We start from the raw sequence: 24522 nt of genomic DNA, 5'->3' as shown, positions 1-24522 counted from the left end.
TCGAAAATGGATTTTAATGGTAATCGCACCGTCATCATTCCTATGCCTGGCGGGCAAACTTCCCTTTCAGAGCAAGCGCCCCCTACAAGTACGCAGGGCGACGTTAATTGGTCAGGTTTATTTGATGACCCTGAAAAATTTACGTGTTCAGGGCTGAATCGCTTAGAGAGTTCTGCATTTAAGTTGCTGTCTTTGGTGCCCGCTATTCGTAAGTCTCAAACCAACCCTAGCTTAGCTTTGTTACGTCAACAGATCGTTGAGGAAATCGAGGTCTATGAAGCTTCCGCTCGTAAAGCTGGGATTGATGCTCGCACAGTGATGATTGGTCGCTATATTCTGTGCACGGTATTAGATGAAGCCGTATTGAATACTCCTTGGGGTGGGCAAAGTGATTGGCAAAATGATTCATTGCTAAGCCTGTTTCATAAAGAGACATGGGGCGGCGAGAACTTTTTTGTCATGCTTGAGAATCTTGAAAAAGATCCTGCGGGCAATATTGATCTGCTTGAGTTGATGTATGTCTGCCTTTCGCTGGGCTTTGAAGGGCGCTATGCCGTTGAGGAAGATCGTGCTGGTAAGCTTATGCAAATCAGATCGCGTTTGTACCGGTTAATCAGTACTCAGCGTAAGGATCCAGCACGCTACCTTTCAGCAAACTGGCAAGGTGAAAGTATGAGTAATCAAGGGCTGCGCCGGTTTGTGCCGTTGTGGGTCTTTGTTGCCGTGCTTAGCGGTGTCTTAGCACTATTACTGTTTGTTCTACTGTATGTTTTAAATCAGTCTTCTAACCCGCCTTACCATCAGCTTACTAGCTTATCTGAACAGACGGTTACAACGCTGGATCGTCCGCGCATTATTGATGTCTCGGCGCTGCAGACGCTTCGAGAATTCTTGAAACCTGAGATAGAGCAGGGTTTGGTTAAGGTGGAAGAGCGCAACGCCAATGTACGAATAATCATGCAAGGTGATTTATTTTTCCGCTCAGGCAGTGCTCAACTGACGTCTAAATACGACTCTCTGGTGAGGCGAGTCGCTCAAGCGTTACTGGAGGTTGAAGGTTCCGTCTTGGTAGAAGGTCATTCCGATAACCAGCCGATCAATACACTTCAGTTCCCATCAAACTGGCATTTATCGAAAGCTCGAGCGGAAGCCGTAGCAACTGAATTGCGCGACTATACAAATGAAAGTCAACGCTTTAAATCTGAAGCGAAAGCGGATAGTCAACCCGTGGCAGATAACAGCACCCGTGATGGTCGAGCTCAAAATCGTCGAGTAGAAATTGTTTTGCTTTCCAATGTGATTTGGCGTTCCCAAGGAGGGAGTAACTAATGCGTTTTATGACGTCATTCCTACGTCTTTTTAAGGGCCTATTGTGGCTGCTTGCACTGGTTATTGTTGCCATATTGATTTGGTTTGTCCTACCGATGATCAGTATTGGTGGCAGTACGCCTTTTGGGTCATCTATGACACGTATTGTCGGCATAGTGTCTATGTTTGCTATGGCAGGGGCCTATAAGCTGAAACAATATATTGGTCGTAAGCGAAATAACGCTGCAATGGCCAAAGAGATGACAGAAAAGCCTGATGTTCCACAAGCAGCGGTTGGTGAGGCAGAAGTCGCTGAGCTGAAAGGTAAATTTGAGTCTGCCCTAGAAGCGCTTAAGAAGGTAAAAACCAAAGAAGGCGGACGAGGTAGTTATTTATATGTTTTGCCTTGGTACGCGATTATTGGCCCGTCAGGTGCAGGTAAAACGACCGCACTATTAAACTCGGATTTACACTTTCCATTAATGGATTCCGTTGGCGCATCTGTTAAAGGCGTGGGCGGTACCAGAAACTGTGACTGGTGGTTTACTGATGAAGCTGTCTTGCTGGATACCGCAGGGCGTTATACGACTCAAAATAATCAAAGTGAGTTAGATGAGGCTGAATGGAAAGGCTTTTTAGGATTGTTGAAAAAGTTCCGATCCCGTAAGCCGATTAATGGTTTGATCGTCTCTTTTCCCGTGGATTATTTTCTAAGATTGCCTGAATCTGAGTTGATTGCGCACGCTAAGTTTATTAAACAGCGAATCCAAGAGTTCCAAGAAACCTTTAAGATTCGGTTCCCTGTCTACATCACGCTCACTAAAAGCGATTTAATGCCTGGTTTTAGTGAGTATTTTGACGACTTAGGTAAAGAAGATCGAGCTCAAGTCTGGGGAATGACGTTCCCTGTCAGCGAAGATCAAGAACAGGATGTTGTGCCTGATTTCTTAACCGAATACCGTACTTTGCAAGAGCGAATTCAATCGCGAGAGTCTAGTCGACTGCAAGCGGAAAGTGATGTAAATCGCCGCGAACTTATCTATGTTTTTCCTCGTACATTGGGGTTGCTGCAAGCACCTATTGCGACTTTCTTGGGCGAAATATTCAAACCAACACGTTATGAGACGCAACCTTTGTTACGTGGTGTGTATTTCACCAGCGGTACACAAGACGGTACGACGCTGGACCGCGTCATAAGTTCATTGGGTGCGAACTTCGGCCTTAAGAGCGATACCTCATCCCATCGTACTGGCAAAGGTAAAGCATATTTCCTGCATAACTTAATGACAAAGGTGATTTTCAAAGAGTCGGGTCTTGCTGGCGTTAACATTAAGCAAGAGCGGCGTATGTTGTGGATGCATTTGGCTGCTTATGGCGCCGCAGCATTAATGACATTAGGACTCTCCAGTTATTGGATCTACAGCTACTTCGATAACAAACAGCTGATTGCCCAAGTAGAACAAGACATTGCGGCAGCACAAGATGAAATCAGCAATATTAGTGCTTACGATCATAACCTGATGGCACCTGTACCAGCGTTAGATAAAGTGCGCAATATTACGACAGGCTACGTTGATAAAGATGCTAGCCGTCTGCAGTCGGTATTCCAAATGGGTTTGTATCAAGGCGATAAGCTGGGTCAAGAGGCGATAGAAGCTTATAAACAGCTGCTTTATAAAAGTTTCTTGCCGCGCATTATGGCGCGCTTGGAAGAGGCTATGTATCAAGAGCGAAGCAGTGCGGATGCGCTATATGAAACACTGAGGGTTTACTTGATGTTGTCTGACTCACAGCATTTTGACGCTGATGTCGTGAGTGGATGGTTTGAACGGGATTGGCAGAAAAGTTTGCCCAATGCTCGTCAGCAAGAATTGATCAACCGCTTGCAAGAACACTTGAGTGCCTTAATGGAATTCATGCCTGGTCTTCCAGCGCTACAGCCTAACGAAGAGCTGATTGCCAGTGCGCGTACCATTTTAAGTAAACAGCCGCCCGCCCGCCGTTTTTACGCACATCTAAAACAAGATGGTTTAAATAACCCTGAATTGGGTGAGTTCCGTCTAGTAGATGCTGTTGGTGCGGATTCTATTTATTTATTCCGTTTTAATAACGGGCAGAAGCTTACGGCAGGTATTAATGGGTTTTATACGGGAACGGCGTATCAACATTACTTTATTAAACAACGTCATATCCTGATTCAAGATCAACTTACGGACGAGTGGGTGATGGGGGATGAGTATGGTTTATCTGCTGTGGGTGCCAATGGCGACCGATTATTTAAACAAGTAGAGCGTTTGTACTTAGAGGATTATTTGTCTCAGTGGCGTGGTTACATTGAAAGCATTGCGTTTAAGCCAGTGCATTCTAATCAAGAAAGCCTGCTGCTGCTAAAGCGATTGTCTCGCGATGATTCCCCTCTGATAGGATTGTTGCAAGGCATTAAAAAGCACACCTCTGCTGAAGCATTTTCTGTGTTGCCATCAGAGTCAAAAGAAGGTGTGATGAGTAATGTTTCATCGGTCTTAACGTCGATTAATAATAAAGCGCCTGTTGGGCAATTTGAGAGGCCAGAGAATCCAGTTGTGGCGTACTTTAAAGACCTTAATCTAATGGTTGAGGGCAGTGAAGGAAGTGCTCTACCCATTGATGAAATACTCAAGCTTTTGGATGAGCTGTATGTGTATATGAGTGCAATGGATGGATCTTTAAATCGAGGTAAGGCAGCTTTCCAAAATACCTCTGATCCTAATGGACCCTCTGCTGTTCTGCGTGAAATAGATGTGGAAGCTTCTCGCTTTCCACAACCATTGGCTGGTTTCATTGGCCGAGTCACCGATAATGCTCGTCGATTAACGACCACCGATGCAAAAGGTTATATGGCGCGCCGTTGGGAAAATGATGTGGTTCAGCAGTGTAAAGCGATGATTGAGGGCCGCTATCCGTTCGACAAATCCAGCAAGAGAGAAGCAACATTGGATGATGTAAGTGCTTACTTCGGTCCAGGTGGAATTGTTGAAAGTTATTTTGACGAAGTGATGATTGATTATGTCGACACGACTCGCCGTCCTTGGCAGTGGAATACAACGAATGGGATTAGCCTTGGTTTTTCCGATGAAGTGTTAACGCAGCTTGAAACAGGCCGAGTGATCCGAGATACCTTCTATCGTAATGGGCATCCTAATCCAAATATCAACTTTGAGTTGAAACCTATCAGTATGGATAAGTCTATTTTGCGTATGAGCTTAACAATTAACGGACAGCAAATGGCTTATGCGCACGGTCCTCAACGAGGTAAACGCTTTCAGTGGCCTGAGTCTGATGGGCATGCTGAACGTGGTCTAGCGCGCTTAGTTATTGTCACAAGTGATGGTCAAGAATCGATTACTGAGCAAGGGGATTGGGCACTCTTTAAGCTATTTGATCAGGCTAAAATTCGACGCGTTGACAGCGAGCGCTACCTGCTTGATTTTACCCTTAATAACACTTATTCGATCTCTCTTGAGCTAAGAGCTGGGAGTGTTTATAACCCGTTTCTAATGTCTGAGTTACAGCAAGTGAGGTGTCAATAATGTCAGTCTTAAAAGTAGGTATATATGGTAAGGTGCCTGCCCACTCAGATTTTATATCTGACTCCCTTCATGCCGACATTTCTAATGAACTGTATGACTGGGCGCAAACGGTTATGTATTACAGCCGTGAGAAAATGAGCGAGAACAAATGGCTTTCAGCTTATTTGGTGTCGCCAATTTGGCGTATGGTTGTGCCAAAAAATGAGCATCGTACGCACGATTGGGTAGGCGTTATGGTCCCCAGTGTAGATGCTTTAGGGCGATATTTTCCACTTTTTATAGTATTTGAAACAGAGTTCAAAACGTTGACAGTCGAGTGGTTATTTAAGGAAGCCACTGATTTATTTGCAGCGATGGAAGCGGTGGCTATGCGTGCGCTACAGCAGCAGCTTAGCTTTACACAACTTAAGAGTCTCTTAGCGAATAAGCTGGAAGGCTTTAATTTTGGTCAAAAGCCCGTGCTACCAAATTCCTTGAATTCTGAGGCATTGGAGTTTAGTTGTGAGCAACCTTCCATGTCTAATGATGCGTTTTTACAGCAGCCATTGGCGCAGTTAGATGGTGTTTGTTTATGGACTTTTAGTGATCTCAATAAACATCAAAAACCGTTTTTCAAATGCCGTGCTTTACCAACACCAAGCGAATATGAGTTTTTGTTAACTGGTACAGCAGTAAGTATTCAAAGTAAACATAAAGCAATGCAAAGTTAAGGTTAACTATGACTAAGCCAAGTTGGACTGGGCACGGACAAACGGACATTGGGCCGCTTCGTAAAGAAAATCAGGACAGCCTAACCGTTCTTGATCAGATTGGCGTTTGGTGTGTAGCCGATGGCATGGGCGGCCACAAAGAAGGTGGCATAGCCAGTCATTTGGCCACGCAAAGTCTTGAAGACTTACAACGCCAGCAGTTCACCTCTATTGAACAAGTGACTCAAGCGGTTAAAGACACGATTCATGAGGTGAATCAGTCTCTTTGTGCGATGTCTAGCAGCTTTTATGAGCAGGAGGTTATAGGAACGACTATCGTCATTTTAATTATTCATGATCGCCAAGCGAAGGTGCTATGGGTAGGCGACTCCCGTCTTTATCGCATGAGAGATTTGGCGTTTGAATTAATGACGGAAGACCATACCCAGTTTCAAGAATTGGCCAATCAAGGTGTCTTAGAAATGACGAATTCTGATCACCCTAGCAATCATATGTTAACCAGAGCGTTGGGTGCGAGCACCTACTGTGAAATTGAAGAGCTCGATATTGAATTAGGCGACAGTGATGTCTTTATGATGTGCAGCGATGGATTGTCAAACATCATTAGCCAACTTGATATGGCAAAAATTATTTATTACAGCGAAGACAAACACCGAGCTGTAGCTAACTTGATCAACATGTCTATAGCGAAACAAGCGACGGATAATGTCACCGCGTTAATTGTCGATAAAGAAGGGGTGTGACTATGAGGATAGTATTGTACTGCCTCTCAACTTTATTAGCGTTATCAGGGTGTTCGGCTTTTCAGACCGCTGAAGATCGTGCGCAAGAAAGCTGGCAAACTGTCACCGTTGCGGATCAACAACAGATTGAACCGAGTATAGACAGCTATATTGGCATGGAGCGTATTGGTGTAATAACACTGACACCTTCCACTGAAAGTCCAAATGATCTTATAGAAAAAGCGAAGCAGTGGATTTATGCGTCTGCGGATTATGATCAAGCTCGTCTTGAATTAGGTAAAGTCTTTTACCAAGATCAAGATAACTCGGAAGCGATCGAATTATACAATCAAATATCTAGCGAATTAGCTGCGTTAGCGGTTAAGGAAGGGTTTGACCTAAATGCGGATAAGGTCGTTTATATCACCAAAGCAAATGATAACTTGAAAAGTATCGCTGAACGGTTTTATGGCAATACAGACGGATTAATATTTTTGATGCGTTTAAATAAGCTTTCTGGAATAAACCTGGATGAGAAAAGACAGCTTTGGATTCCCCTTAAAAAGAATGCTTCAAAACCATTGCCTATTAAAAAAGCTTACAAAGCTAGTCTGGCTAACCGAAAAGAAAGTGTAAAAAAAGTTAATGTAAAAGCAGTGTCTACCAATAAAGAGGCAGGCGTGGTTGCTCTTTCTGAGCCGGGAAAAACAATTATATTAGATAAGCGTTCTAATAAAACAGGTGCTAATAAATCACCGAAAATCGATATTTTAAATGAACACCCTCAGTCGAATCATGGAGGAACAAAGCATAACTCTAAGGAAACTCTTGCCAAGTCTAAAGAAGAGATAAAAGGTTTGTCTGAATATCGTAAAGGCTCACACAAGGTGGCTTATTCTCTGTTAGTCTCTGCATCAAACCTTTCTACTGAAGGGCGAAAAGTCCTAAGTGACTTAAAACGTGAATTAATTGAACAGCCTTATGCTCGAGGTCTAACGTTGTATCAAGAGCAAAAACTTGAACAAGCCGTTAACGAGTTCGATCAAGTGCTAAGTGTTGATCCGACGTATTCACAAGCAAGTGTATACCGAGCGAGATGTATGCAATTGCTAGAAAGGTTGAAAACGATTCAAGAATCAATTGACTGAACAAAATCGTATGACAGGGATGGTATGGAACTTAGTAGCGTACTTACGCCAATCACCCAAGATGCTCCTGCAGGATTTGATATCCGCGAACACGCAGACTTTAGTGAGCAATATTTTACCTTACGTGACCTGCGTAACCGTATTCGAGCAGAAGAACGACAAGTTGTTCAGCTGGAAGACTTACAAGGCCTGACGGGTGAATGGAAGCCTGTGCGAGACGAATGTCTTGTTGTGTTGTCTCAATGCTCAAAAGATGTGGAAGTGCTTGCATGGCTTATTGAAGCCAGTATTCGATTAGAAGGCTTCCAAGGTCTAGCTCAATCCTTAGAGTTAGCTGATCAGCTTATCCGTCAATATTGGGGGGACTTGTATCCTCGCCCCGATGAAGATGGCATTCAAGCTACCCTGTATCCGTTAAGTGGCTTAAATGGTGATAACGGCGAAGGCACTCTTATTATGCCGATTCGCATGGCACCTTTTATGTACAGTGCCGAACAAGAGCCAGTGTTGGTATGGGATTACATTAAAGCCTGTGAGCTGGCCCAAATTCAAGACCAAAATAAACTAAAGCGTCGAACAGATAATGGTGAGCAGACCATTGCCCAGCTACAAAAACGGGTTCATGGCAATGACTTGACGGCGATACGTGCCACCGCTGATGCAGTGCATGCAGCCAAAGAAAGCTTTATTTCCTTAGAGGGCTTTTTGAGTGACATGTGTGGCTTCGATGCACCGCCAACGTCTGCCATAAAAAACACCTTGTCGGTGGCTCAAGAAGCCTTGAAAGTTATTGCTCATATTGAAGCTCGTTCTGAAGAGCCTGAAGACATACCAGAGCCAGAATTAGAAGCGTTTGAGGATGGTGATCAGGCGGAATCAAAACCAGTGATGCGCGCAGGCGTAATTGATCCGACCAGTTATTACCCCGCCTCTCGAGAAGAAGCATTGGTGATGACTTCAAGACTTAGTTTGTTTTTTGAAAATACTGAGCCTCATTCACCATTGTCCCACCAAATGAAACGAGTAGAGCGTTGGGGAAGAATGAGCTTGGCTGAGTTAATGGAAGAACTATTGGACGATGATAATGCACGGCAACAGTTCTTCCGTCTAATTGGCTTAAACCCGAATACCGGGAGCTAATGGGATTGTATGCGCGATTGAGTGGTACGCGTAACAGTTCGAGATGTTTGCTCAAGCGCTTAAGCCAAAGCAAATACGAAATAAAGGAATAGTCGAGGACGAAACATGAGTAGCGAAAGTATTCACAAAAAGTTAGAGCGGGTTCGTAAACCACGAGTTCATATCACTTACGATGTTGAAACAGAGGGCGCTGTTGTTGTTAAAGAGCTGCCGTTTGTCATGGGAATCATGGGGGAGTTCACCGGAAACAATCCAGGTGCGCCATTGAAGAGCCTCAAAGATCGTAAGTTTGTACAAATTGACCGTGACAATCTAAACGATGTGATGGCTAAGCTTGAGCCTGGTTTAGCGTTTAAAGTCGATAATAAATTGACCGATCAAGAAGGCACTATTCCGGTTGATTTGAAGTTTCGTTCGATGAATGACTTTGAGCCTGGTCAGGTTGTTGAGCAAGTTGAGCCATTGAAAAATTTGCTGGATACACGTAACAAATTGCGTGACCTGCTTACTAAGGCCGATCGCTCAGAAGAATTGGAGTCTTTGCTAGAGCAAGTATTGCAAAGTACTGATAGCGTACAGAAGCTTTCCAATGAACTGCAAGACAGTGATGTAAACTAGAGGCAACAGGGATGACAGATACTACAGCAACACTAGACCCACAGACGCAAACCCAAACGCTTGAGCAAACAAGTTTACTTGATCAAGTGATCGGTGCGACCAAACAAACTGAGAGCACGGTAGCGAAAGATCTGCTTAAAACATTAGTAGATGGCGCGATGGAAGGTACTGTGGTTTGGGATCGAAATATCGCCAAAACCATCAACCAAGCGATTGATCTACTGGACCGTAAGCTTTCTGAGCAACTTAATGAAGTCATGCACTCAGAAGAGTTTTTAGCATTAGAAGGTTCATGGCGCGGTCTTAGCTATTTGGTGCATAACTCTGAAACAAACTCTGCGTTAAAACTAAAAATGCTAAATCTGAGTAAGCGTGATCTTTATAAAGACTTAGATCGAGCTGTAGAGTTTGATCAAAGCGAAATGTTTAAAAAGATTTACGAGGAAGAGTTTGGTACACCGGGTGGTGAGCCGTTTGGTGCTATGATTGGCGATTATGCGTTTGATAGCTCTCCAAATGATATTGAACTGTTGTCGAAAATGTCTAACATTTCTGCTGCAGCATTCTGTCCTTTCATTGCATCTGCCGGCCCTCAGCTGTTCGGGCTGGAAAGCTGGACTGAATTATCACGTCCACGCGACCTAGAAAAAATCTTCGATTCTAAAGAATATATTAAATGGCGTAGTTTCCGTGATACGGAAGACTCACGTTTTCTATCACTAACGCTGCCACGCGTCTTGGCCCGTTTGCCTTATGGAGACAAAACCAAGCCTATTGATGCGTTCGGTTACGAAGAAGCACCGATTGATCAAGGTGGTACAGCACGTGTGAGTGATCATGATGATTACTGCTGGATGAACGCTGCTTATGTAATGGGCTCGCGTATGACTCATGCCTTCTCAACAACGGGCTGGTGTACTGCGATCCGCGGTGCGGAAGGTGGTGGTCGTGTAGAAGATTTACCAACGCATGTTTTCACGAGTGATGATGGTGATTTAGACCTTAAGTGTCCAACCGAGATTGGTTTGACGGATCGTCGAGAAGCTGAGCTATCGAAATTAGGTTTCCTTCCTTTGTGTCATTATAAAAACACAGATTACGCTGTGTTCTTTGGTGGACAAACGGCTCAAAAACCAAAAATCTACGACCGTCCAGAAGCGACCGCTAATGCGGCGATCTCTGCTCGTCTACCTTACATGATGGCTACCTCTCGCTTTACGCATTATCTGAAAGTAATGGGTCGGGACAAAATCGGTTCCTTCATGGAAAAAGACGATGTTGAATCTTGGTTAAACCGCTGGTTGCTTAACTATGTGAATAACAACCCAGATTCAGGGCAGGATATGAAAGCCCGTTACCCGCTACGTGAAGCGAAGGTTCAGGTGACTGAAATTCCAGGTCGTCCGGGGTCTTACAACGTTGTCGCGTGGATGCGCCCTTGGCTACAGCTGGAAGAGTTGACGGCATCCATGCGTATGGTTGCGCGTATCCCTCAAATGGGCAACTAAGCTAGATATAGCACAACGAGGACTGCAATTGTCAGCAATTAGCAGTTCTCGTTCAAAGGAGATCAAGCCATGGATGCACCCGGCGGTTTTCATCAGAAAATTCAGACATCGCGAGCAGAATCCGCTTCGCAATATGCTTGGGTAAATGAGCTTATCGATGCATTAAGCCTTGATGAACTTGATTATGTACCAAGCAAGCAGGAAGTGATTCATCTGTTGGCAATACACATCGCTAAGCTTGATCGTCTAATGCAAACTCAGTTAGATGAAGTATTGCACCATCCTCAGTTTCAAGCACTAGAAGCAAGTTGGCTCGGTTGTCATTTTTTGCTAAACCAAATTGGTTTGAGCTATCAAATCAAAGTGAAAATGCTGAATGTGTCTTGGTCTGAACTGAATCGCGATGTGATGCGTGCGATTGAAATTGATCAGAGTGAAATCTTCAATAAAGTCTATAACGGTGAATTTGGTATTGCTGGCGGTGAACCCTTTAGCGCCATGCTGTGTAATTTCGATGTGGCGTTGAAACCGCATTATCACGGGGTTGATGATCTTCGCTTAGTGGATAGTTTGGCACAAGTGGCAGCAGCTGCTTTTTGCCCGTTTATTTTCAATACTCATCCGTCCCTATTAGATCTAGACGAGTTTACTAACATGAACTCGCTGCTGAACTTACAGCGCACCTATCAGCAGTTGGATTTTATGCAATGGAAAAACCTGCGACGTAAAGAAGATGCGCGTTTTATTGGCTTAACACTTCCGAATATTTATTTACGTCGGCTTTATGAACATAGCCCTACTCGTACCGACCAATTTGTTTACCAAGAGCGTTTATCGCATCGCTCGGACCGATTAAAGACAGGTGCTGTTTTTGCTTTAGGTGCGGTTATGGCTCGTTGTTTTGCTAACACCAGCTGGTTGGCTGAAATAACAGGAGAACGTCATTTTGGTGGCGGCGTGATTGTTAACCCTAACGAGCATAGATCTGAAGCAGATCTTGAGTCCATTGTCGCAGCTGAAATTATGATTCCAGATAATTTAGAGCGAACGCTTACGGAGTACGGTTTTATTTCAGCTTGTTACAGTGCTAATGGTGGCTCTGGTGTGTTCTATAGTGCTCCGTCGATTCAAAGCCCGCCGGTATATACCAGCGAACAAGCCAATATCAACGCTCGCTATTCGGCCATGTTGCAGTACGTGTTATGCACTTCACGCTTTGCGCATTACCTTAAAGTGATCGTACGAGACCATGTAGGCTCTTTTTATACGGCTGAAGAGTGTCGCCGGTTTTTACAAAGCTGGATCATGAATTACGTCATGGCAACCGATGAAGCGAGTGATGAATTACTGGCTCGTTATCCACTCCGAGATGCTCGAGTATCCGTTAATGAAAAGGCGGGAGTGAGTGGTAACTATACATGTGTGGTGCACTTAAAACCGCACTTTCAACTAGAAACTATTGAAACCTCAATACAGTTTAGTGCTGAGGTTGTCTCCAACAGAGTGACAGGATAATCATGGATATTAAAGGAATTAGCGAACTGTATGATCAAGGGGATCTTTCCTCTGCTCTGACACATGCCAAGACATTTGTTCGAGATAATCCGGAAAGCAATGAAGGTCGAAGCCTATTACTGCAGTTTTATTTGTTTGTTGGCGAAGTCGATAAAGCCATCAGTCAGCTTACGATCCTAGAAAAAGAATACCAAGATGATCTGCCTTCGTTTATGACACTTAAAGTGATGGCAGAGATGCTCAAAGCAGATAACCAGCGACGCGCTTTCTTTTCTTCATTGACAACTATGCCAGCATTGAACGAAGCGCACGAAGCGTTCTTGCAGCCAAGCTTTGCTTTGATGAAAGGTGTTGCTGATGGTTCCATGACCAAAGATCAGGCGCAGGAATTATTGGCCGATCGACCACAGCCATTATTTGAATGTAAATCAGGTGAAGAAACACTGACTGGTGAATTGATTGAGCCGGATGATTTAACGGCGTTTGCCTTAGAAGTGTTTGTGGCGAATCAGGGCTATGCATGGCTGCCTTGGCAAGAAATACAAAGCATCGAGTTTTTTCCGTATGAAAAACCGATCGACTTGTTATATCGCAAAGCAATGGTGCATTTATTACCGCAAGACGGTGAGGAAGCGCAGCCAATGCACGTATTTGTTCCGACAATATATGCTGGCACCAGCAGTACAGACACTCAAGCCTCCTTGGCCCGCGCAACGGATTGGGACGCCTGTCCGACAACTGAAATCGTTACAGGTATTGGTCAAAAGTGTTGGCTGATTGGCGATGATCTGGTGCCGATTTTACAAATTCAATCCCTTCAGCGTCGACAAGTAAGTTGAGCAAAGGAGTAACCGGATTTGAGTGACGCACTGCAATTACCCTTTATTGAGCTGATTCAAGACGAAGCCCCTGAAAGTAAAATTGATCGGCATCGTCCTGAGGTTGAGTATTACATTCAGTACAAAAACAGTGTGATGCGAGATCTACAGGACTTATTGAACAGCCGATGTCGTTCTCTAGCTCCTTTTTCAGTGGTAAAGGGTGATGTTTTGTTGACCTATGGTGTAACAGACTTTGCTCACATCAATATTTCGTCGTTGAGCGGGCGTGATGAGTTACGGTTAAAGATACAGGAAACATTACGTCTAAATGAGCCACGCTTAAGCGATATAAGCGTCACGCTTAGTGAAGAGAAAATCGAGACCAATAGCTTGGGCTTTTATATTAAAGCCAAGCTTATGTTTTACGGGGAGTCGGAAGCCGTGATGATCACGGCTTTATTCGAACCCGCGCTAAAAATGTTTAATTTCAGGTCAGGAAGATAATGAAACAAGCACTGATAGATGTTTACCAAAAGGAGTTAAGCTACCTTAAGCGGCGAGGTGAAGCGTTTGCTAAAGAGCATCCTAAAATTGGTGCGCGTTTGCATATCATGGATGATAATGCTCGCGATCCTCATGTTGAGCGTATTATTCAGGGTGTCGCTTTTCTGAATGCACGAATTCGTAAAAAGTTAGACGACGAATTCCCAGAGTTGTGTCAGACGCTATTGGATGTGATTTATCCACATTACTTACGCCCATTGCCAAGCTATAACATTATCAGCTTTGAGCCGGAAAAAAACCTTACCAGTGTGTCACATGTCCCTAAAGGTTTAGTGGTTGAGCACAGTGGGCAGAACTCAAGTGAGTTATGTTTCTTTAAAACGGTATATGACGCCCAGATTTTACCGTTTAAAGTGGGTAGCGCGCGCTTACAAACTTGTCCTGTTGAAGCACCGAATCCCGGCAGTTTTAATGATATTAAAGCCGTATTAAGCATTGGTCTGGATGCCATTAATAGTGCTGTAGAAGCTGAGAAACTTGATTTAAATACCGTTCGTTTTTACATAAAAGGAACACGTCACTACAGCTTCGCTTTGTATGAACTTATTTTAAATCACAGCCTGAAAATAGCGGTAGCAAAAGGTCCACATGACCCTGATGCAGTATTCTTAGATGTGAAAACTGCACTCAAAACCGTAGGGTTTGAAGAAGACGAGGGCATGTTGCCGTATCCTGAGCAGTCGTTTATTGGTTATCGATTGCTGACAGAATATTTTGCTTACCCAGAGAAATTCTTATTTTTCGACGTTGATATCAGTACCGCCCAAAATGTTTTAGAAGGGCAGCATATTGAGCTGTATTTCTATCTAAATAAAGCTTTGCCGGATATCGAAGCGACGGTAGATAAAAACAACTTCGTGTTAAACGCAACACCTCAAATTAATTTATTTGAAAAGCGCTCTGAACCATCATTATTGGACTTTTCTATATACGAATACCCAGTGATTGCGGATGCCCGTCATCCTGATCGAGATGAGATTTACAATATTGATTCACTGTCCATTTCCATAGATGGTGCCAATATTGATTATATCAATCCTTTCTTTGGTGTGAGTGCAACGCCAAATTCTGAGTTGAGTGAAGTTCGTTGGCACACACGTCGTGAAGAATTAGAGCAAGGCAATGTGCGCAGTTTATTTCATTTATCACTGATAAATTTAGAAGCGGCGCTTAGTAAAAATAAAGGCGGTATGTTTATTGCGAGTTTGACTTGCTCAAATGGTCGATTACCGTATGTCATTAACCAAAGAGAAAGCCAGCCGAATCTTTTACCTCGCTCTGGCTCGGCAGCAATTGGTAGAATTGTCAGTGAGACAGCCTTTACTGACACGGTTCGTCCGCGTATAGACGATGATATTTATTGGCAGCTATTGTCTCATCTGAATTTGAATCATATTTCTTTGACCGCTGGGGCATTAGGCTCTAATGCCTTCCAGAAAATTCTCTCGCTGTATAATTTTAATGAGACTGGCGAGAACGAAAGCGTTGTTAATGCCGTCCAAATTCAGTCCGTATCCCCAAGTACTATGCGCATTCTTGATGACAGTGGGATACCGTTTTTTTGTCGTGGCAGTCAAGTGACGTTGCTACTAGACGAGTCTCGTTTTGCGGGAAGTTCACCGTATTTATTTGCCGCAGTGCTGGAACGCTTTCTTGGTCTTTATACGCAAATTAACTCTTTTGTTCAGCTAACGGTTGAGTTGCAAGGCAGAGAAATGCCGTTATGCGCTTGGCCGCCACGCAGTGGGGATCAGGCACTATTATGATGAATGCCTCTGTTCCGTATGCATTACCAGACATCGATTTTTTCCAACGACTTCGGCTTCTGGAGGCCGATGCTCGTAAAAGCAAGGAACTGGCTGATGCCCCCATTGGGTACGATTATCCGTTGTATCGGGAGTTTGTGGATTTTTGTGTCATACAATCCTTGGTTTCACCTTATGCGGCCAAACAAAAAATTGAGATTACGCCTATAGAGCATGGCTATCAGAAACGCATGCTTCATGTGGCTTGTTTTGGTTTGACCGGCCCGTCTGGCGTGTTACCTCAGCACTATACCGAGATGCTTGCTCAGCGTAATCGTGACAAAGATACGGCCTTAAAAGTGTTATTGGATGGCTTCAATGCCCGAGCTATTAGCTTTTTATATCGCGCTTGGCAAAAAAATCGCTTAGCCATTTTAGAAGAACAAGTAGGGAAAAATCCGCAGAGTACTCAGATTCATCCCGCCCGAAAAATGATAATGAGTTACACCGGGCTTCGCCATGGCGAATCGGCATCTGAAAGCGTTGAGCATAGCCCTGAGGAAGCGTCTACCGATGACGAGCTAAATGTGCCGAGCTGTGAAGACATTGCCTATTATTTTTCGGGCTACTTTAGTCAGCGACCTCGTAATGCCAATGCGCTACGTAAAATCATTGGCCATGTCTTGGGATGTGATGTGTCCTTAAAACAGTTTTTTGGTCGCTGGTTCGAGCTTGAACCGAGTCAGCGCAATGTTTTAGGTAAGGCCAATTGTGCATTGGGTCAAAGCTTTGTTGCGGGTGGGGCTATTTATGAAGGGGGTTTTAGTATGCGATTACGCACAGAGCCACTGGATTATTCTGCATTTCAGCGCATTAGACCCGGCGGTGTTTTGTTTGAGCGTCTTAAAGAGGTCTTATTTTCCTTTCTTGGGGCCGACTATTGGGTAGACCTACAAGTTGTATTGAAAGGGCACGATCGGCCAGCACTGCAAATAGGAGAGGGCTCAAGCTCGCAACCCTCTTTAGCGCTTGGTGAAGGACTCTGGTTATCCAGTGAACCGGCTGACCATGATGTTGCAGATACTGTTTATAACTTAAATCGTTAATCTGGTGTGACTATGAATCAACTTGGACGATATGAATTAAAAGAATTGATCGGCGAAGGTGCGATGTCTCAGGTGTATAAAGCCTATGACCCCGCGTTGCAGCGTACGCTGGCCATCAAAGTATTAAAACCTGATTTTGCGCAAGACAAAGAGCGCCTCAGCTACTTCTTAAACGAAGTGACCATCTCTGGAAAGCTGAATCACCCCAATATCGTACAGATTTTTGATGTGGGTGAAGTCGATGATGTACCGTTTATTGTGATGGAATTTGTCGACTGTGAAAGCCTTGATGAATGGTTAGCTCGACAGCACGAAGTCCCCTTGGAAACGGTGATTGATATTGTTGGGCAACTTGGCGCTGCTTTAGAATACGCTCATTCAAAGGGCATTGTGCACCGGGATTTAAAACCGAGCAATGTACTGATTGAATCGAATGGCCGTGTTCGCTTGACCGATTTCGGCGTCGCATATCTGCATGAACAGACCGATGTTCAACAGGTCGAAGAAGGCGAAATGATTGTGGGGACGCCTTACTATATGTCTCCTGAGCAACTGGCAGGCAAAACACCTGATCAACGCAGTGATTTGTATTCCCTTGGGGTCGTCATGTATCAATTGGTGTTTGGGACCTTGCCTTTCGAAGCCTCGACTATTCGCGATTTGTTTAATCTTATTCAAACCTCAGATGCGAATTTACACACATCTCGTTGTCCTCATGCAGTGAAAAAAGTCATTCGTCGCTTGCTGCATAAAAAGGCTACGTTCCGTTATACCAATGCCAAAGAGCTGCTCAGACAACTAGAAGCTTTGGATTTAGAGTTGGCCAATCAAGCCAGTAAATGGAGTGAGCGTATTACGGCTACGTGGCTCTATACCGCCGTAGTAGCGGGAGCCTGCAGTATTTTGTTAATTGGGTTTTTATTATTCACGCTGAATGATTTATCAAAAAACCTGACACAAGTACTCAGCGATTACGGCAGCATGTTGGTACAGCAGACCAAAGAGCAAGTGGATGAAGCCTTGCTACTGAACGACGGTCTGGCTTTGGCTGTTTCAGCAGAGCGTATCGCCTCGAATGAACAAGTAAATTACTTATACATCACAGACCACAGTGGCACGATCAAAGCCTCTAGTGATGCGCAAAGTATTGGCACCGTCTATCGAGCCCCTGCTGAGTTACAGCCTTTGACTGAGCATCAAGGTAGCCGAGTTTCACAGTTGCCTCCCAGTGCGAACAATGGCGAGCGGGTCTACAACTTCAAAGCGCCGATTTTATTTAACGACAAGGTCATTGGCAGTGTCGTAATGGGGTTGTCAGCACGTTCTATTGACGATGTGTGGTGGCGTACGACGTCTGTATTAGTCTGCTTTATTTTACTTGTCTGCATGTCTATTTCTGCATTGGTATTTTTTATCTGCCGTTTCTTTACCAGCGAATTTAAGCATTTGGGAAAAGCCATGCAGAGCCTTTATGTCGGCAATTACTTTACCCGCTTACCGGTAAGCAAAATAGATGAAGTGGGCTATGCCAAACGTCAGTTCAATGAACTGGCAGAGCAAATGGAAACCTTTATTAAAGAATCTGATCCAGATATTGAGCAAGCACAGCTGAGCGAATCTGAGATCGAAACCGATGACAATAAAACCGTGGTAATCCGCAAAACAGAGGATGTTACATGAACACACGAGCACTAATTGGTAAATTATCCGCAACCAGCCGAGCCGCTTTTGAAAGCGCTGCATCCTTAGCGGTCACTCACAAGCATTACGCCGTTGAGCTTGAGCACATTGTCTTGGCGCTTACGCAAGCGCCTGCAACCGGTGCACGTCAAGCGCTTAGCCGTTACAACGTCAATGTTGATCAGCTGCAAGGGAATATCTTGACCGTCTTTGAACGCTTTGACAAAGGTCATACCGGCGCGCCGTCGTTCTCCCCCAATGTGGTTGAGCTGATTCGTAAGGCGTGGCTATTGTCGAGCCTTGAATACGGCGATGAAGACGTCGCGGGCAACGCATTACTGGTTGCCTTGTTTAAAGAGCCAGCAATGGCATTACAATTGACCTCTCAGCTTCCTGCGTTGGCTCAATTTGATCAAGAGGACTTTGTTCGCAATGGCCCGAATCTTATCAAGCTTGAAAACCCGAATGCTGGAGGGAGCCAAGGTGTTCAAGCCGATGGCGCGGCTGAGGCCAGTGTTGGCAATCCTGCTCAAGGGGACAGTGCACTCGCGTCATATACGCTTGATTTAACCGGGCGAGCGCGCTCAGGTGAGTTAGACCCAGTGGTCGGCCGTGAAGCAGAAATTCGTCAGGTGATTGATATTTTGTGTCGTCGCCGTCAAAACAACCCCATTCTGACCGGTGAAGCGGGTGTCGGTAAGACGGCTATCGTAGAAGGGTTAGCACAGCGCATTGTCGATGGCGATGTCCCAGACTCGTTGCAAGATGTCGATATCCGTATTCTTGATTTAACGCTGCTGCAAGCCGGAGCCGGTGTACGAGGGGAATTTGAAAATCGCCTTAAAGGCGTCGTTGAAGAAGTTAAGCAGTCACCTAAGCCAATCATTCTTTTTATAGACGAAGCGCATACTTTAATTGGTGCGGGCAACTCTGGTGGCCAAGGGGATGCGGCTAATATCTTGAAGCCAGCCTTGGCACGAGGAGAGTTGCGCACTATCGCTGCGACAACTTGGGCCGAGTATAAAAAGTACTTCGAAAAAGATGCGGCATTAACGCGTCGTTTCCAAGTGGTCAAAGTGGATGAGCCAAGCCCTGAGAATGCCATGCGCATGCTGCGTACGTTAGCACCGCATTTTGAAGCCCATCATCAAGTCATGATTTTGGATGAAGCCATTCGCGATGCGGTATTATTGTCGAAGCGTTATATCTCCGGCCGTCAGATGCCAGATGTGTGTGTATCGGTACTGGATACAGCGTGTTCACGCGTCAACCTAGAACTCCGTAATGCCCCCGCTGCACTGGATAACTTAAATGCCAGTTTAGATCAGCAGCAACGTGAACTGTCCGCATTAGAGCGTGAAAACAGCCTTTATGGTGGCTTTGTCGAAGAAGTTGAAGCGCTGCGCGCGACGATTGATCAACTGGAATCTGAGAAGGTTATCGTCGAGCAAGCGTGGCAAAAGGAAAAGGCGTTAGTTGATCAGATTGTAGCGTTACGCCAACAGATCAGTGACGCTGATGTTGAGCAAGCGTTGGAATTGGTGGCTTGGAAAGAAGAGTTGACCGCCCACCTGGTTGAATTAGACGTTCTGCAAGGTGAAGCGCCGTTGGTTCGTCCTCATGTGGACAGTCAAGTGATTGCAGAAGTCATTTCTTCATGGACAGGCATACCTGCGGGTCGCATGGTTTCTAGTGAGATTCAAAAAGTTCTGACGGTTCAAACAGAGTTGCAAAAACGCATCATCGGCCAAGACCATGCATTGGATGCGGTCAGCCAAAGTGTGCGTATTGCCAGTGCTAAGCTGAAAGATCCGAAGCAGCCAATTGGCGTATTTATGTTCTGCGGCAGCAGTGGCGTCGGTAAGACAGAAACTGCGTTGGCGTTGGCGGATTTACTGTACGGCGGCGAGCAAAATCTTACGGTCATCAATATGTCCGAATTTAAAGAAGAACATAAAGTATCGCTGCTAATGGGCGCGCCTCCGGGCTATGTTGGCCACGGTGAAGGGGGCGTACTGACCGAAGCCGTTCGACGTAAGCCATTCAGCGTTATTTTGCTTGATGAAATGGAGAAAGCGCACCCTGGCGTGCAAGATATCTTCTATCAAATCTTTGATAAAGGCAGCATGAAAGACAGTGAAGGGCGTGATATTGATTTTCGTAATACGCTGATCATTATGACCTCTAATGCTGGTACTGAGACCATTTCTCAGTATTACGCTGACCCTGATACCGCGCCAGCACCAGAGAAGCTCGAAGGTCTGATCAAAGACGAGATGTTGAATTACTTTAAACCAGCCTTCTTAGGGCGTACCCGATTGGTACCGTTTTTACCCCTGACAGACAACGTGATGGGCAACATTATTCGTCTTCAGCTAAATCGTGTCGGCCAGCGTTTAGCTGAGCAATACAAAGCACAGTTTGAGTTCAGTGATGCCGTAATCGACACCATCGTAAGTCGTTGTAAAGAAGTGGATACAGGGGCACGTAATGCGATTCACATCATCAATCGTACCTTGTTGCCTGAAATCTCAATGCATGTGCTCGAATCGATGGGTGAAGAGCAAAGCATTATAGGCGTCACCATTGATATGGACGATAACAGTCAATTCACTTACCAACTTCAGCGGAGCCCTAAAAATGCATAGCGTATTGAAGCGCTTATCAGCACGTTGTTTTGCTCTCGGTGTATTAGGGGGGGCTGCTTTATTGTCAGGGCCCGCCTTAGCGGCAGAAAATGATAACTTTCGTGTGGCATTACCGGAAGGTTATGAGGTGGCTTCTTACACAACGAATGCGAATTTAGACGGTGGCTTGGTTAACTTTGCAACGAGTAATGGCAGTAATCGATTACGCTTACAAAGTTATTTAATGGAATACATGCCTTCAGACCTACAAAAGCAGGCCGTATCGAATCCTTCTCGCTTTGCAAAAACGATTTTATCGACAAGGCTTACGAAAGATTGTGTAAATTATGAGGTAAATATTGGACGGGTTAGGCACTACAATAATGGCCAGCATATTAACTGGTGGAGTACGTGCGAACAGGTAAATAGCGCTGGTAGCTATGAATTCGAACGAGGTCGATTATATTTAAGCGATTACGGAACATATATATACAGTCATTACGAGACAAATAAAGGTAAAGACTTTAAGTTTTCTGTAAAGGAAGTTAAGTGGTTTGACCGTTACCTAAGTAACAGTGCTTTGTGCGAAAGTGGCGAAGATTGTGGTTTAGAAGGTAAACTAGTCGATAAAATATTTGTTCAAAAATAAATATCAGGGAGAAGGTCTTTCCTAGTATTTGAATAAAAAATGTAGATTGACTGATAAGCATAATGCATTAGTCAAATAGTAAGACAAGGATGTCTGTTCTAATGTTTCTTTATATTAGAACTCCTCATCCTGTTATTGGTTTTCCAAAATTACTAACTACTAAAGATTTATTTCATAAAATAGAGTGAAATAATTCCAGGGCTTGTTTTCTAAGTTATCGGAATTTACTTATTTTTATGGGGTAAAAATCCAGTAATTTAAATTTTTAAAAAAGGAAGTGTAAAACCATGGCAATCTATCTAAAAATTGATGGCATTGATGGCGACGTAACAGCAGCGGGTCATGAAAATTGGGTTGAGTGTGACTCATTGGATTGGAATATCAACCGCAGCCTGTCTACTAAACCTGGTCAAGGTAAAGATCGTGAGTCTACAACACCTGTTATTGGTGAAATCACGTTAACAACAAAGATGGATAAAACGTCTCCGTTGTTCTTCGTTGAGTCTTGTGTAGGTCAAGGTAAAACTGCATTGATTCACCTTGTTCAGACGACTCCTGAAGGCATTGAAACGTACATGGAATACACGCTGACCAATACGCTAATCAGCGGTTACAACGTTGTATCGAATGGCGATCGTCCTGTTGAAGCTATCGCTCTTAACTTCACTAAAGTTGAGATGAAATACACGTCTTGGAACGAACAGCATCAGCCAGAAGGCAGCGTGCCATCAGGTTACGACTTGGCTACAGGTACACGTCTGTAAGCTATGTATACAAACCGCAGCCCTTGGGCTGTGGTTTGTTTTATAGTGCATTTGGTTTGGATAGTTTAATTCTTATTTCTTAATTAGGAACAACAAGGAAGTATATGGCTGATTTCTCCCAAAAAAGTCGCCTTTTGGCCATCGACTCGCCGCTTGGGCCAGACACATTGCTATTAACTCGTTTGGTCGGGGAAGAGAAGGTTTCGACACTGTTTGGCTTTGAGATCGAAGCATACTCCTTACTCAAAGACATTCCACCAGCACAAATAGTGGGCAAAAACGTCACCCTAAAAATCTCTCTTACCGATGACAATGCGTTATTTCAAGCCGGTAGCTATCGCTATATTAACGGCTACGTACAGAGCTTTCGTCAAGATGGTAACAAATTACAAGATTTGCAAAGTTACACAGCCGTTGTCGTGCCTTGGTTTTGGTTCTTAACGCAAACCAGTGACTGCAAGGTTTTTCAGTTCAAAACGGTAAAAGAAATCGCTTCAGCGGTCTTTGCTGAAAACGGTTTTAGTGACTTCTCCTTTCGCTTGGCGGGCCAGCACCCCGCACGCGAGTATTGTGTTCAATACAAAGAAAGTGATTTTGACTTTTTATCCCGACTATTTGAAGAAGAAGGTATTTACTACTATTTCGAGCATTCGGCGGGGACGCACACCTTAGTGATCAGTGATCATGTCGGTGGCTACGGTCAATGCGATGAAGCGGCTGTGGATTATCGCAGTGGTACACAGACAGCGCATTCCGTTCATGGTTGGAATCACCGTTACGAATTTCGCACTGGCGCTTACGCCAAACGTGATTACGATTTTAAAAAGCCTCGCAACACGCTTCAAACCGGCGAAAACGCCAGCATGCAAGTCCCCGGTGTGGGCAAGTATGAACACTTCGTTTACCCTGGACGCTATGAAGAAAAGGGCGTAGGCGATGGTTGGACACGCTTACGTGTTGAGTCGGATGAAGCCCATCACGACATTGTTCATGGTGAAAGTGGCTGTCGCAGCTTCACTCCGGGTCATAAGTTTACTCTTGCTCGTCATGATGATTCCCCAAGTGAAATCGCCGAATACGCACTGCTATCGGTGCGACACGAAGCTCAGGATTATTCTTACACGGTCGATGACGAAGCGGAAATGCAATACGAAAACCGCTTTCAGTGTATCCCATCGGCGACCGTTTACCGCCCACGGATGACGACCGGCTGGCCAAAAATGCAAGGCCCGCAGAATGCCATGGTCGTGGGGCCGCCAGGGGAAGAGATCTACACCGATGAATACGGTCGTGTCAAAATCCAGTTCCCATGGGATCGCTACGGCAGCTACGACGAAAACAGCTCCTGCTGGGTGCGTGTCAGCCACAACTGGGCGGGTAAAAACTGGGGTGCGATCTTCTTGCCGCGTATTGGTCAAGAAGTCATCGTTGATTTTATGGATGGCGATCCAGATCGTCCTCTTATTACTGGTCGTGTCTACAATGCGGACCAAATGCCGCCTTGGGACCTGCCTGCCAATAAAACCCAAAGCGGTATCCTGACGCGCTCGACCAAAGAAGGCACCGCCGCCAATGCTAACTGGCTGCGTTTTGAAGACAAAATCGGCGAAGAGCAAGTCTTCCTACACGCCGAGAAAAACCAAGACATCGAAGTCGAAAACGACGAAACCCACTGGGTCGGTCACGACCGCACCAAAACCATCGACAACGACGAAACCGTCTTTGTCCACCACGACCGTACCGAAACCGTCGACAACAACGAAACCATCAGCATTGGCGTTGATCGTACCGAGACGGTAGGTAACAACGAAACGATCGGCATCGGCGTTAACCGCACGGAAACCGTCGGGGCTAACGAAACCATTGCCATCGGTGCTAACCGAACGGAAACTGTGGGCAGTAATGAAATGGTCACCGTCTCTCAAAATCGTATGCACACTACGGCCATGGCTGAAATCAAATCTGTTGGTCTTGTGCGCGTACACTCTGTCGGTATTAATGAAACCAATACCGTAGGCGTTGCGCAGCAAAATACCATAGGCATGAAGCAAACCAACACAATTGGTATGACGCAAACGACCAGTGTTGGACAAGAGCAAACAACGTCTGTTGGTAAAAAAATGAGTGTGGATGTCGGAGAAGAAATCATCATTCGCACCGGGAAATCGTCCATCCACATGCTTGCTGACGGCACCATCACCATTTCTGGTGTGAATATCAAAATTGAAGCGGAAGAGAACATCAATACCGTTTCAACCAAAGACACCAATATGAAAGCCAGTGGCCTGATTACCCAGAAAGCCAAGAAGATTTTGGAGAATTAATTAG

18 protein-coding genes are annotated in these 24522 nt (G+C 44.9%); all 18 read left to right on the top strand.

The annotated features are described in order from the left end of the window. The first annotated feature begins 6 nt into the window (after positions 1 to 6). The 18 genes from icmH to AYW76_RS05435 all read left to right on the top strand — a co-directional run bounded on the left by icmH (position 7) and on the right by AYW76_RS05435 (position 24518). Entirely contained in the window at positions 7 to 1329 is a 1323-nt protein-coding gene (gene icmH / locus AYW76_RS05520) for a type IVB secretion system protein IcmH/DotU (protein ID WP_067216846.1), read from the top strand. After that, positions 1329 to 4877, top strand: a complete 3549-nt coding sequence (gene tssM, locus AYW76_RS05515; RefSeq protein ID WP_067216843.1) for a type VI secretion system membrane subunit TssM — start codon at positions 1329 to 1331, stop codon at positions 4875 to 4877. The genes icmH and tssM overlap by 1 nt, the downstream gene beginning before the upstream one ends. Next, a complete protein-coding gene (gene tagF, locus AYW76_RS05510; RefSeq protein WP_067216842.1) occupies positions 4877 to 5587 on the top strand; it encodes a type VI secretion system-associated protein TagF in 711 nt (236 codons plus the stop codon). The genes tssM and tagF overlap by 1 nt, the downstream gene beginning before the upstream one ends. 8 nt (positions 5588 to 5595) lie before the next feature. Then, a complete protein-coding gene (locus AYW76_RS05505; RefSeq protein WP_067032371.1) occupies positions 5596 to 6330 on the top strand; it encodes a PP2C family protein-serine/threonine phosphatase in 735 nt (244 codons plus the stop codon). A 2-nt stretch (positions 6331 to 6332) separates the two neighbouring features. After that, on the top strand, positions 6333 to 7457 hold the full coding sequence (locus AYW76_RS05500) for a hypothetical protein (RefSeq protein ID WP_067216840.1): 1125 nt from the start codon (positions 6333 to 6335) through the stop codon (positions 7455 to 7457). Between the two features lie 24 nt (positions 7458 to 7481). Beyond that, the gene (gene tssA, locus AYW76_RS05495) at positions 7482 to 8597 is read left to right on the top strand and encodes a type VI secretion system protein TssA (protein WP_067216837.1); all 1116 of its coding nucleotides are present in this window, start codon (positions 7482 to 7484) and stop codon (positions 8595 to 8597) included. 105 nt (positions 8598 to 8702) lie between these two features. Continuing rightward, the gene (gene tssB / locus AYW76_RS05490) at positions 8703 to 9215 is read left to right on the top strand and encodes a type VI secretion system contractile sheath small subunit (protein WP_067032361.1); all 513 of its coding nucleotides are present in this window, start codon (positions 8703 to 8705) and stop codon (positions 9213 to 9215) included. An 11-nt stretch (positions 9216 to 9226) separates the two neighbouring features. Then, positions 9227 to 10723: a type VI secretion system contractile sheath large subunit gene (gene tssC / locus AYW76_RS05485; RefSeq protein ID WP_067216834.1), complete on the top strand. Its 1497-nt coding sequence runs from the start codon at positions 9227 to 9229 to the stop codon at positions 10721 to 10723. Positions 10724 to 10792: 69 nt separating this feature from the next. After that, positions 10793 to 12238 carry a type VI secretion system contractile sheath large subunit gene (tssC, locus tag AYW76_RS05480; RefSeq protein ID WP_067216830.1) on the top strand — a complete coding sequence of 482 codons (1446 nt, stop codon included), beginning with the start codon at positions 10793 to 10795 and terminating at the stop codon, positions 12236 to 12238. A 2-nt stretch (positions 12239 to 12240) separates the two neighbouring features. Beyond that, complete coding sequence (locus tag AYW76_RS05475) at positions 12241 to 13077, top strand: type VI secretion system accessory protein TagJ (protein WP_067216827.1); 837 nt, start codon at positions 12241 to 12243, stop codon at positions 13075 to 13077. Positions 13078 to 13095: 18 nt separating this feature from the next. Next, complete coding sequence (gene tssE / locus AYW76_RS05470; RefSeq protein ID WP_067216824.1) at positions 13096 to 13563, top strand: type VI secretion system baseplate subunit TssE; 468 nt, start codon at positions 13096 to 13098, stop codon at positions 13561 to 13563. Beyond that, positions 13563 to 15389: a type VI secretion system baseplate subunit TssF gene (gene tssF, locus AYW76_RS05465; RefSeq protein WP_067216821.1), complete on the top strand. Its 1827-nt coding sequence runs from the start codon at positions 13563 to 13565 to the stop codon at positions 15387 to 15389. The genes tssE and tssF overlap by 1 nt, the downstream gene beginning before the upstream one ends. Beyond that, positions 15386 to 16474 carry a type VI secretion system baseplate subunit TssG gene (gene tssG / locus AYW76_RS05460; RefSeq protein ID WP_067216818.1) on the top strand — a complete coding sequence of 363 codons (1089 nt, stop codon included), beginning with the start codon at positions 15386 to 15388 and terminating at the stop codon, positions 16472 to 16474. Before tssF ends, tssG begins: the two co-directional genes overlap by 4 nt. A gap of 12 nt (positions 16475 to 16486) precedes the next feature. Beyond that, positions 16487 to 18154, top strand: coding sequence for a serine/threonine protein kinase (locus tag AYW76_RS05455; RefSeq protein ID WP_067216815.1), 1668 nt, complete (start codon positions 16487 to 16489; stop codon positions 18152 to 18154). After that, on the top strand, positions 18151 to 20802 hold the full coding sequence (gene tssH, locus AYW76_RS05450; protein ID WP_067216812.1) for a type VI secretion system ATPase TssH: 2652 nt from the start codon (positions 18151 to 18153) through the stop codon (positions 20800 to 20802). Before AYW76_RS05455 ends, tssH begins: the two co-directional genes overlap by 4 nt. Further along, positions 20795 to 21430, top strand: coding sequence for a hypothetical protein (locus AYW76_RS05445; protein WP_067216810.1), 636 nt, complete (start codon positions 20795 to 20797; stop codon positions 21428 to 21430). Before tssH ends, AYW76_RS05445 begins: the two co-directional genes overlap by 8 nt. A gap of 287 nt (positions 21431 to 21717) precedes the next feature. Continuing rightward, entirely contained in the window at positions 21718 to 22194 is a 477-nt protein-coding gene (locus AYW76_RS05440; protein ID WP_067216808.1) for an Hcp family type VI secretion system effector, read from the top strand. A 104-nt stretch (positions 22195 to 22298) separates the two neighbouring features. Beyond that, complete coding sequence (locus tag AYW76_RS05435; RefSeq protein ID WP_067216805.1) at positions 22299 to 24518, top strand: type VI secretion system Vgr family protein; 2220 nt, start codon at positions 22299 to 22301, stop codon at positions 24516 to 24518. The last annotated feature ends 4 nt before the right edge of the window (positions 24519 to 24522 follow it).

The organism is Marinomonas gallaica (genome assembly GCF_001639745.1).
GTDB classification, from domain to species: Bacteria; Pseudomonadota; Gammaproteobacteria; order Pseudomonadales; family Marinomonadaceae; genus Marinomonas; species Marinomonas gallaica.
This window is presented reverse-complemented; position numbering and strand designations above follow the sequence as displayed.

What these genes read in the sequence shown, in the direction of transcription:
- AYW76_RS05440 (WP_067216808.1), top strand. Translation starts at nt 21,718, where the DNA reads ATGGCAATCTATCTAAAAATTGATGGCATTGATGGCGACGTAACAGCA.
- tssF (WP_067216821.1), top strand. Translation starts at nt 13,563, where the DNA reads ATGAAACAAGCACTGATAGATGTTTACCAAAAGGAGTTAAGCTACCTT.
- AYW76_RS05505 (WP_067032371.1), top strand. Translation starts at nt 5,596, where the DNA reads ATGACTAAGCCAAGTTGGACTGGGCACGGACAAACGGACATTGGGCCG.
- tssA (WP_067216837.1), top strand. Translation starts at nt 7,482, where the DNA reads ATGGAACTTAGTAGCGTACTTACGCCAATCACCCAAGATGCTCCTGCA.
- tagF (WP_067216842.1), top strand. Translation starts at nt 4,877, where the DNA reads ATGTCAGTCTTAAAAGTAGGTATATATGGTAAGGTGCCTGCCCACTCA.
- icmH (WP_067216846.1), top strand. Translation starts at nt 7, where the DNA reads ATGGATTTTAATGGTAATCGCACCGTCATCATTCCTATGCCTGGCGGG.
- tssC (WP_067216830.1), top strand. Translation starts at nt 10,793, where the DNA reads ATGGATGCACCCGGCGGTTTTCATCAGAAAATTCAGACATCGCGAGCA.
- AYW76_RS05500 (WP_067216840.1), top strand. Translation starts at nt 6,333, where the DNA reads ATGAGGATAGTATTGTACTGCCTCTCAACTTTATTAGCGTTATCAGGG.
- tssG (WP_067216818.1), top strand. Translation starts at nt 15,386, where the DNA reads ATGATGAATGCCTCTGTTCCGTATGCATTACCAGACATCGATTTTTTC.
- AYW76_RS05455 (WP_067216815.1), top strand. Translation starts at nt 16,487, where the DNA reads ATGAATCAACTTGGACGATATGAATTAAAAGAATTGATCGGCGAAGGT.
- AYW76_RS05435 (WP_067216805.1), top strand. Translation starts at nt 22,299, where the DNA reads ATGGCTGATTTCTCCCAAAAAAGTCGCCTTTTGGCCATCGACTCGCCG.
- tssB (WP_067032361.1), top strand. Translation starts at nt 8,703, where the DNA reads ATGAGTAGCGAAAGTATTCACAAAAAGTTAGAGCGGGTTCGTAAACCA.
- tssM (WP_067216843.1), top strand. Translation starts at nt 1,329, where the DNA reads ATGCGTTTTATGACGTCATTCCTACGTCTTTTTAAGGGCCTATTGTGG.
- tssH (WP_067216812.1), top strand. Translation starts at nt 18,151, where the DNA reads ATGAACACACGAGCACTAATTGGTAAATTATCCGCAACCAGCCGAGCC.
- AYW76_RS05475 (WP_067216827.1), top strand. Translation starts at nt 12,241, where the DNA reads ATGGATATTAAAGGAATTAGCGAACTGTATGATCAAGGGGATCTTTCC.
- AYW76_RS05445 (WP_067216810.1), top strand. Translation starts at nt 20,795, where the DNA reads ATGCATAGCGTATTGAAGCGCTTATCAGCACGTTGTTTTGCTCTCGGT.
- tssC (WP_067216834.1), top strand. Translation starts at nt 9,227, where the DNA reads ATGACAGATACTACAGCAACACTAGACCCACAGACGCAAACCCAAACG.